This window comes from Agrobacterium sp. 10T429, from assembly GCF_056393925.1.
This window is the reverse complement of sequence record NZ_JBFTGV010000021.1, coordinates 1-8,927: the sequence shown is the minus strand read 5'-3', so window position 1 is coordinate 8,927 and position 8,927 is coordinate 1. Positions and strand designations below refer to the sequence as shown.

Genomic DNA, 8,927 nt, shown 5'->3' with positions numbered 1-8,927 from the left:
GAGTCAGACAGCCTGCGCGATCTACGCGACAAGGCAATCCTGATGGTCGCCTTTGCTTCCGGCGGCCGTCGACGCAGCGAAATCGCCAGGCTACGCGTCGAGCAGCTGACAGTCGAGCCACCGATCGAGGTGAACGACGGTCCTCCCCTCCCCTCACTTGCCATCCATCTTGGTCGAACCAAAACGACGACCGGCGAGCAGGACGATGTCGTCTATCTCACAGGCCGACCTGTCGAGGCGCTGAACGCCTGGCTGGCGGCCGCAAAGATCGAAAAGGGCAGCGTGTTTCGGGGAATCGGGCGATGGGGCACCGTCTCGCGGCGTGCGCTCGATCCGCAGTCGGTCAATGCGATCCTCAAGCAGCGCGCACAGATGGCAGGGTTGGACAGTGGGGAATTTTCAGCGCACGGGCTACGATCGGGATATTTGACGGAGGCCGCCAATCGCGGAATTCCCCTTCTCGAGGCGATGGAGCAGTCCAGACATCGGTCGATGCAGCAGGCTTCCAGCTACTATAACAACGCCACAAGGCGAAGCGGGCGTGCGGCACGCATTCTGTAGTGGCGCTCATGCGTAGCATCAGATGCCCCGGCTTGTGGGAACTGGTTGCACAGTCAATCGGTCTCCCTGACGACCTAGGCAAGGTCGGAAATCCCGCTTCTCTGACGTTCTCCACAGGCTGGCATGGCCTCCTCTGCCTAAGTCGTTGATCGATACGTGCAGAAGCAAGGCAGGCTTCACCAGAGACGATCAAAGGGAGTGCGTCCAGTTGGCGCCGCAGACGATTACCCGCAATGGAAAACCGAGCGTGGTTGTTGTTTCTGCAGAAGAGTGGCTGAAGAAAATTACTCGCAGGGGATCGCCTGCGGAATTTCTGTCGGCATCGCCCCTATACGGCGCCGACTTGGATACTGAGAGACAACACGACGAGCCCCGTGGCCTGTCCTTGTGAGACTTCTACTCGATACGAATGTTCTGTCGAAAGTTACAAAGCCTCGCCCTGATGAAGGATGTCTGAAGTGCCTTCAAGGGCTGGACGTGGATCGAACCTTAATCAGCATCGTCTCTATTGCTGAAATTCGCCGCGGTGTCGCGCTGATGGATAGCGGCTGGCGCCTTGGACGAACGGCTCACGCATGATCTGCCTCAACGCTTAAGAAAACAGGATTATTCCGGTGGCAGGTCATGCCGCCTTTGCCTGGGCCTATCTGATGGCCCTTGCCAAGCGAAATGGTCGCCGGCTCGGCTCGATGGTTGCTACAGCCGTCACTCACCCATTGACCCTTGCGACGCGCAACATCAAGGATTTAGAAGGCTTCGGAATAAAAATCAGTAATCAGTGGGTGGACTGATCTGGCCGTTGCTTTTCGATTGAAAGGGCTGGACTGAACGCTCTCCTACAAAATGCTCAGGAATCACGCCGTAATCTTCTTATTGCTGACCACACGCCCCTTATCTGGCTGCATGAAGTCATCCATCACGTGAATGAACACTCGCGAATTGTGAAAGGCAAGCAAGGCTCGTTCCTTGGGTTGGCCCACGATGTGCGCCGAGCATAAGAGCAGCAGCGTCAAATTATTCAGCCGCATAAACATTTTTGAAGAAATCGGCGTCCGATATGGCGTTCGGATCCTCTGGCCTGTCCTTTGGCCGCAGCATAGGCTGTTGAAGCGATCTCTCGCGTTTCTCGACGATAGAGCTAAGCTATCACTTATGCGTTGGAGGCCGTCATCGACGATGCATTGCGCGAGGATTTTGGCGCGCAGGCAGGTATATCATCGGTCTCTGACAGCACCTTAGTCCAGCACAGCCTGCAGTATTTGAGATGATCGACCGCCCAAGGGGATATTTTCTTCGTGGACGAAAGGGCAACGGAAGGCCGGCTTTGCGCTGCTCATTTCGAGTTTCGATCAGATCTGTGACCGCTTCTACCCAATTCCATTTAAGAACAGCGAAAAGAACCTGCTATCTTCAGGAAAATTCGCAGCCTGGAAAAAATCAGCAGCGGGATCCTACAAACGGTCTCTACCCTCGTGACCGCCCTCCTCTGCCGACAGGCAGAAATCTCTCTGCTGTCCCTCCAGATAAGCAGGCTTTCTGAAGTTCTCCCCATTCCAATTTTAGTAGGTATTTCCGCTGCAGATGCCCCGCTACCAAGGGGAATATTTCGAAAGCAAATAATGGGCGCAGCGAGGATTCGATCGTTCTGGTGGTTCTGGTAGTCAAATTCCTCACTTGCCATGTGCTTGGGATATTCTGATGAGCTCCCTTGGCTGGCCAATAAGTCTTTCAAACGGCACAGATCGTCGAAGCGCGGCGTCCTTTTTCGGTCCCTCGGCAATCCGATCGATACGTTCTCTAAACAAGTCTGTTTTTTCGACCGTTCTTTTGCGCCGTCGCGTAGTTGGCGCCAAAGCTGATTGTTGAGCGTACGCAAGTCGCTTTCATGGCGGCAAAAGCCGCATCAACCTGAGAAAAATGCAGCCTTTTCAAGAGAAGCGCCAGGAGCCAATCAACGCGGTGTCGACGGCTCCGGAAAAGGCTAGACTTCGTCGGACGTTTTCCTCGGCTAAACCCCGGTGCCCGGCCTTTAACAATTTTGCCCGGGTCAAAACTGGTTTAATACCATGCTAGGCTCGCTCCCTGGGGCCGGGACGGGTGACAAAGGCTTTCCTGCGCCCTGAACCGCAAAGCCGGCTCGAAGCCGCAGCCAGAAGGGCTGACCCGACAAGAGGCGACTTTTTGTCCGCTGATATCTGTGAACGGGCAGAATTTATCCGTACGGTACAAGCAGCGTAGGCGTGAGCGCATCATCAATGGTTTTGCGACAGTTGACGTCCCAGGCCCAATCGGAAAACCTTGTCAGCTGACAAGGTTTTGGAGACGCGGCTCTGGCTACGGATCAGCTCATCTCTTGAGGAAGCCCAGATACCAGATCATCAGTTGCCGCGACCGCTAAAGTTCGCCCAGCTACCAGCGTCAGCGGTTTACGACGCTCGCTATCGAAAACCTTGTCAGCTGACAAGGTTTGCAGTCCTGCATCAACTTCAAAGGTCAACAGTCATACCGACACCGGGGCAGGGGGCAGGGGGCAGGGGGCAGGGGGCAGGGGGCAGGGGGCAGGGGGCAGGTTGATCTCATGCAAAACCGTCACCGCAACCCCGACGACCTACACCAAGCGACAATATCCACTTGAGCAGGGTAGGGACGTGGACAACCGGCATTCCTAATGCATTTACATCCGAGCCCGTAAGCTGCTGCAACAGACGGATTGGACTATGCTGTAACAGAATGTGCACTTCAGTGTGAGGATAACTTCTGCTGCTCGATCCCTCGACCCAAGGCCACCAACAGCGCGCGTGGGGGCGGAAACTATGAAATCTGATCGCCGAGGCAAACTCGACATGAGTACGGCGAGGGGGCGAACAGGCTGCGACAACCATATTCTTCAGGCCACAAACCTGGTTCCGTTGTTCATTTAATTTCCCACCCAATGGCCGCTTAGTTCGATTGCCCAAACCCTGAACCAAAACAAATACTGGTGATCTGTCGTGGCGATCGTACGGCGAGCCACAGGGCCCTGTGGCTCGCTACAGAAACTTTCGTGCCGCACAGCCCCATTAACGGCGCCCCTGAGCGGGGCAGGGGGAGCCCGACAAAGGCTTCTTTAAAACTGTTCAGCTACCCGCTGAAGAATTTTCCGGGACTTCATATTGAGCGTTGTCAGATGAACCAGCGGATCGATGTCGCCAACCAATGGCACCTCTACCGATATCGTGGCATGGCCAGCAACTTTGTTTAGCAATTGGCTCAACCCCAATATGCCATCACCTGGCGCCAACCGTCCTGCCCGGGCCTCGGTCATCATGTTTTCTGGACGCTTGGGTGCCGGCCCCACTACGTCACAGAGTTGCACGTGCCGTACGATATCAGTTCTGATCTCGTCAATGTTTCCGCCATTTCGAAAAAAGTGAATGGCGTCGACCAAGACACCTGCATTGTCTTGGCCGGACGCCGTGACCAGCGCACCAGCCTTGCTGTAGGTGTTGATAGTGCGCCAACCCATGTTCTCAACGTCGACAGCCAGCCCATATCGTGCGGCAAGCTGGCAGAACTCCGTCAAATTGCCGATTAGCCGTTGCAAGTCGCCATCGTCGCCGCATGCGGACAGGCGCTTGGCTCCAATATCGGCGGCGGCGGCAACGATGTGTTCGACGAGGGCAGCGTTAAAATCCGGGCCGATAATGAAAAACTCGATATCAAAAACGTTGATGCCTTCGCTGTCGAGTAGAGTTCGAAACTCCATTGCATCCCTGCTGCCCTGCGGCAACTCGTAATAGGGTGCCCCAGGGAAAGCGGGATGCAGCCGAAGTCCTACGGAATTGAAGCCTGCAACTGCAGCATGCCTGACGAACTGCTGGGGCGGCAGTTGGATCGCAGAGAAATGGGCGATGCCGACGGGCGACTCTTTCACCGCATCGGTCATCGCACAACTCCGGTACGAGCCAAATGATCAAGCAGGTTAGCGCCGGTGCGATGGATGTGCTGACGAAGCTTGTCAGTCGCGTAATCGCTGTCTCTCGCCACAGCGCCCTGAGCGATTTCACTATGCTCCTGGCTGACATTTCGATCGCCTGAAGTCTGGGTCAGGAATTTTCTGCGATATCGATCATTTAGATTGAGTAGGGTCCTGCAGAAATGCAGGAGAAGCGGCTTTCCGCAGCCCGAAATAAGGGTGAGATGGAAGTCGCGATGCGCCATCTCCCAATATTCGAGAGTTTCCGGCTTGTTCGCATCGCGGTCGGCACGGTTGAGCTTGTGAAGCGCGCGCATGACATTGCTTTCCCACTCCGCGTCACCGAGCCTAATCGACTCTTTCAACGCGAAAACCTCCAACTCCTCGCGAAGACTCGTGATCTCTTCCAGATTTGCCAGCGATACTGGCGCGACCCGATAGCCGCGATTGTCTTCAAACTCTACCAGCCCGTCGGAAATCAAGCGCGCAAGGCCTTCGCGCAAGGGGCTGAGACTCACATTGAATGACTGTCGCGCCTTGTCGAGATTGATCTTGCTGCCAGCCTCCAGCCCTCCGGAAATAATTGCTTCGCGCAGCCGGAATGCCAGTTGGCTTCCAATCGTATTCTTGCCGTCATCGGCAAAGTCACCATTTCCAGCTTGCTCGCTGGGTGCGTCGGGTGAGGCACTCTGTCGCTTCATAAAACCTCCCACGCGAATGTCGCGCTTGGTTGATGGGCGATATTATAAACGATTATTATTGTCAACGAATTTGGAGTTTTCCACCATAGTTTGACAGCACAATTCAGCATGTCGAGAGGAAAAAGCTTCGATATCAGCTATTTATCTCATAATTTTGAAATTTCACAGAATCCTGACGCTGGGGGCGTTGATGAGCGCTTGACAGATAATCGATTATTTACGTATCACTCGAGCGTTGGGAGGTAACGATGGTGATTAAATCTGAAAGAGACTTAACGCCCGCCGTGATTGCGGCCATGGGCCAGACCTATGATCCAAGGATGCGGGACATCCTGATGGCACTGGTGAAACATCTCCATGCTTTCGTTCGCGAAGTGCGGCTGACCGAGGTGGAATTCCGGGAAGCGACTGCGGTTCTCAACGAGATCGGCCAAATGCAAACCGACAGTCATAACGAATTTGTCCTCATGTCCGGCTCACTTGGCGTTTCGTCCCTTGTCTGCCTGCTCAATAACGGTGACAAGGGACAAACAGAGACTTCACAGTCGCTTCTTGGACCATTTTGGCGCCTGAATTCTCCAAGAGTTGAAAACGGCGGCACGATCATCCGGTCCTACACGCCCGGTACGCCGCTTTTCGTCCATGCTCGTGTCATCGATCGCGAAGGCAATCCGATATCTGGTGCCGAAGTCGACGTCTGGCACGCATCCCCTGTCGGTCTTTATGAGAACCAGGATCCGGATCAGGCGGAGATGAACTTGCGCGGCAAATTCACGACGGACGGGGAGGGACGTTTCTGGTTCCAGACAGTCAAGATGGTTGGTTATCCCATCCCCGTCGATGGCGTTGTCGGACGCATGCTCAAGGCTCAGGGCCGTCATCCTTTTCGACCGGCACATTTGCACGCGCTGATCTTCAAGCGGGGTTACAAGACGCTGATTTCGCAGGTTTTCGATCCGAGCGATCCGAATATCGAATCCGACGTTCAGTTTGGCGTGACTGCGGCACTCACCGGCGATTTCATTCGCCACGACGAACCGCATCCAACCAACCGAGACATTCAGGCGCCGTGGTTCTCGCTCGACTACACTTATGTCATGGAAGCAGGCGAGGCTCTCTTGCCGCGCCCGCCAATAAAATAACGTTATTTGGAGCCGGATAATGATTACCGAGGAACAACGCCAGACAGCAGCCAGGGCCATCCTGGAGGCCGAAACCACGCGGACTCCCATTGTCCAACCCAGCAAAACTTATCCCGAGCTCGAAATTGAGGATGCGTATCGCATTCAGGCGCTTTGGGCCGAGTTGCGTGTGTCGCGCGGCGCGCGGATTGTCGGTCACAAAATAGGTCTGACGTCTCGCGCCATGCAAATGGCATCCAAGATGACCGAGCCGGATTATGGGGTGATCCTGGATGATGCGCTCTACAATGACGGCGCGCAAATAAATACGGATTTGTTCATCAAGCCGCGCCTGGAAGTCGAGTTGGCGTTCGTAATGGGTGAAGACCTGGAGGGAGCGGGCACCCGTATCTATGACGTCATGCGCGCGACGGAGTTCATTCTGCCTGCGCTCGAGATCATCGATTACAGAACCRAAGTTCCGCGTGCGATTACCGACACAATCGCCGACAATGCAGCCTTCGGAGCAATCGTCGTGGGTGGGCGGGTGATCCGCCCGTTTGATATCGACATACGCTGGGTCGGAGCAACTCTGTCGAAAAACGGCATTATCGAAGAGTCCGGGGTTTCAGCCGCGATCATGGGTCATCCGGCCGCCGGCGTTGCATGGCTGGTCAACAAACTTCATGCCGTCGGCGGCGGCTTGAAAAAAGGTCAGATCGTCCTTGCGGGCTCATTTACGAGACCGGTCGACATCATAAAGGGCGATGTCATTCAGGCTGATTATGGGCCAGTTGGCTCGATCGGCGTCTCTTTTACGTGAGGTTGAGATGGATCTTCCAGTCAATAAATTTAAAGCAAAACTGCAGGCCGGGCAAAGCCAGATAGGACTTTGGTGCGGGCTTCCAGGGAGCTACGCTGCCGAAATCGTGGCGCCAGCCGGGTTCGATTGGCTGTTGTTTGATACCGAACATTCGCCCAGCGACGTGCTGACCGTGCTGCCACAATTGCAGGCGATCGCCGCTTACGATGTCGCCCCGGTGGTGCGCCCAGCTGTCAACGATCCAGTGCTGATCAAGCGATTCCTAGATATTGGTGTACAATCTCTTCTAATCCCCTTTGTTCAAAATGCAGACGAAGCGAAAGCCGCGGTGGAAGCAACCCGCTATCCACCGAAAGGAATTCGAGGCGTTTCGGCCCTTACGCGTGCCACACGTTTCGGCAGGGTAAAGAATTATGCCCAGCAGGCGGAGGGGGAGATTTGTGTTCTCGTTCAAGTCGAAACGCGGGAGGCTATTGCTCATATCGAGGCCATGGCATCGGTCGAAGGGGTGGACGGGATATTTATCGGCCCGGCGGATCTCGCAGCCAGTTTCGGCTATCCGGGACAACCAGGCCACCCGGAAGTGGTCGAGGCGATTGAAAATACGATCGCATTACTCAAACGGCTCGGAAAGCCGGCAGGAATACTCACGCCTGACGAGAAACTCGCGGCACGTTGCATGGAATTGGGAACGCTGTTCACTGCCGTCGGTGTCGATGTCGCATTGCTGGCGCGCGGATCAGAAGCACTGGCGGCCAGGTTCTCGAAACAGTAGTAGACATGCGAGCTTCCGGGCACGTCGTCACCGAACTTGCGCCTATGGGCGTGAACCGATTGGCATGTGAGAGCGATGCGGCCATCCGATCCAAACGCGTGCCAACTCGCATTCGAGGCCGAGACCGGTCCGACCGTATCGGTGTCAACAGTCTTTCCATCCGGCCTGATAGCGAGCATGCACCTGCGCGCGGCGGCGTGTCGCTCCTGATTGAGGAGCCCTGTATCACGTTAGCAGCCGGCACAAAGGAGGCGAGGCTGCGTCAAAAAGACCATGCCTGTCGATCTTGTAATTGAGTTGTTAAAGGAGCATTTCGGGTGTGTCCTATGCAAAAGCATAGACAATTCCAAGCAACAGACTGGAAGTACTCGAAATGGCTGACCTGGAATGGGTAGACTTTTTCCCAATAGTTTTCTTGCCGTTCAAAATTATCGTACTGGGCATTGGCATGTACTACGCCATCAAGTGGCATCACGATCAGGCTAAGAAAGATAACGAGGCCAAAGGAAACTGAGCGCCGACAGGTGTCAACTTGCTTCAATCCACATTGGTTTGGAAGCAGAATGGACTTTCTTCGCGTAAACGGGGTGTGTCGAGATCTGCTCCAACCAGTGGTGATCGGCGGAGTGCTGCGACAATCCCTCCCTTTTTCGGCGGCTCTCCAGCGAGAGTTTCGCTTACAAAGGCTCGTAGATTGGCAGCTTCCGGGCCATCTTCGGCCAATCGGCGCGCAAGTGATCTAATCAGGCTGCGATCACTATCGCGCCCGAGCACCTCAAAACGAGCGAGACCGCGGTCGCCCAGGCGGCTTCTATATTTCTGAATTGCGCGTGTCTGAGAGCTAGGCCCTGTTGACAAAGTTCTCGATCATCGGGAAGTTCCATCCCTTTATGGATTGGGAGGGACAAGTTGCCAGCGCCTTTGGAAGTTTTCGATAAGTATCGATCTGCGCTTTTGACAATGCCGTTGTCGGCGATTTGGCGTGGCCATG

At 55.0% G+C, this 8,927-nt stretch carries 10 protein-coding genes and 1 pseudogene; 7 read left to right on the top strand and 4 right to left on the bottom strand.

The features are described 5' to 3' along the window. From AC1DCP_RS26240 to AC1DCP_RS26230, 3 genes and pseudogenes are all read left to right on the top strand, one after another. The coding region (locus AC1DCP_RS26240; protein WP_476774854.1) for a site-specific integrase at positions 1-561 on the top strand (561 nt) is incomplete at its 5' end. Positions 562-706: 145 nt separating this feature from the next. Continuing rightward, a complete protein-coding gene (locus AC1DCP_RS26235; RefSeq protein ID WP_080671390.1) occupies positions 707-952 on the top strand; it encodes a type II toxin-antitoxin system prevent-host-death family antitoxin in 246 nt (81 codons plus the stop codon). Further along, positions 949-1,352: pseudogene (locus tag AC1DCP_RS26230) on the top strand (PIN domain-containing protein). The gene AC1DCP_RS26235 and the pseudogene AC1DCP_RS26230 overlap by 4 nt, the downstream one beginning before the upstream one ends. A gap of 1,550 nt (positions 1,353-2,902) precedes the next feature. Here AC1DCP_RS26230 and AC1DCP_RS26225 read toward each other — a convergent pair. The 3 genes from AC1DCP_RS26225 to AC1DCP_RS26215 form a co-directional block, all read right to left on the bottom strand. Continuing rightward, positions 2,903-3,058, bottom strand: coding sequence for a hypothetical protein (locus AC1DCP_RS26225; RefSeq protein WP_174003900.1), 156 nt, complete (start codon positions 3,056-3,058; stop codon positions 2,903-2,905). Positions 3,059-3,667: 609 nt separating this feature from the next. Further along, the gene (locus AC1DCP_RS26220; protein ID WP_035200713.1) at positions 3,668-4,486 is read right to left on the bottom strand and encodes a sugar phosphate isomerase/epimerase family protein; all 819 of its coding nucleotides are present in this window, start codon (positions 4,484-4,486) and stop codon (positions 3,668-3,670) included. Then, positions 4,483-5,217 carry a GntR family transcriptional regulator gene (locus AC1DCP_RS26215; protein ID WP_019567163.1) on the bottom strand — a complete coding sequence of 245 codons (735 nt, stop codon included), beginning with the start codon at positions 5,215-5,217 and terminating at the stop codon, positions 4,483-4,485. The genes AC1DCP_RS26220 and AC1DCP_RS26215 overlap by 4 nt, the downstream gene beginning before the upstream one ends. A gap of 248 nt (positions 5,218-5,465) precedes the next feature. On the opposite strand from AC1DCP_RS26215, the gene AC1DCP_RS26210 reads away from it, so the two are divergent. The 4 genes from AC1DCP_RS26210 (at position 5,466) to AC1DCP_RS26195 (ending at position 8,450) form a co-directional block, all read left to right on the top strand. Further along, the gene (locus AC1DCP_RS26210) at positions 5,466-6,359 is read left to right on the top strand and encodes an intradiol ring-cleavage dioxygenase (protein WP_476774853.1); all 894 of its coding nucleotides are present in this window, start codon (positions 5,466-5,468) and stop codon (positions 6,357-6,359) included. Between the two features lie 19 nt (positions 6,360-6,378). Next, a complete protein-coding gene (gene hpaH, locus AC1DCP_RS26205; RefSeq protein ID WP_476774852.1) occupies positions 6,379-7,161 on the top strand; it encodes a 2-oxo-hept-4-ene-1,7-dioate hydratase in 783 nt (260 codons plus the stop codon). 7 nt (positions 7,162-7,168) lie between these two features. Further along, complete coding sequence (hpaI, locus tag AC1DCP_RS26200; protein WP_112153422.1) at positions 7,169-7,936, top strand: 4-hydroxy-2-oxoheptanedioate aldolase; 768 nt, start codon at positions 7,169-7,171, stop codon at positions 7,934-7,936. A gap of 373 nt (positions 7,937-8,309) precedes the next feature. After that, positions 8,310-8,450, top strand: a complete 141-nt coding sequence (locus AC1DCP_RS26195) for a hypothetical protein (protein ID WP_003518781.1) — start codon at positions 8,310-8,312, stop codon at positions 8,448-8,450. 23 nt (positions 8,451-8,473) lie between these two features. Here the strand turns inward: AC1DCP_RS26195 and AC1DCP_RS26190 are convergent, their stop codons facing one another. Beyond that, the gene (locus AC1DCP_RS26190; RefSeq protein WP_476774851.1) at positions 8,474-8,794 is read right to left on the bottom strand and encodes a hypothetical protein; all 321 of its coding nucleotides are present in this window, start codon (positions 8,792-8,794) and stop codon (positions 8,474-8,476) included. Between the last annotated feature and the right edge of the window lie 133 nt (positions 8,795-8,927).

Coding starts and splice junctions, on each gene's coding strand:
- AC1DCP_RS26220 (WP_035200713.1), bottom strand. CDS start 4,486: ATGACCGATGCGGTGAAAGAGTCGCCCGTCGGCATCGCCCATTTCTCT.
- AC1DCP_RS26215 (WP_019567163.1), bottom strand. CDS start 5,217: ATGAAGCGACAGAGTGCCTCACCCGACGCACCCAGCGAGCAAGCTGGA.
- AC1DCP_RS26210 (WP_476774853.1), top strand. CDS start 5,466: ATGGTGATTAAATCTGAAAGAGACTTAACGCCCGCCGTGATTGCGGCC.
- hpaI (WP_112153422.1), top strand. CDS start 7,169: ATGGATCTTCCAGTCAATAAATTTAAAGCAAAACTGCAGGCCGGGCAA.
- AC1DCP_RS26195 (WP_003518781.1), top strand. CDS start 8,310: ATGGCTGACCTGGAATGGGTAGACTTTTTCCCAATAGTTTTCTTGCCG.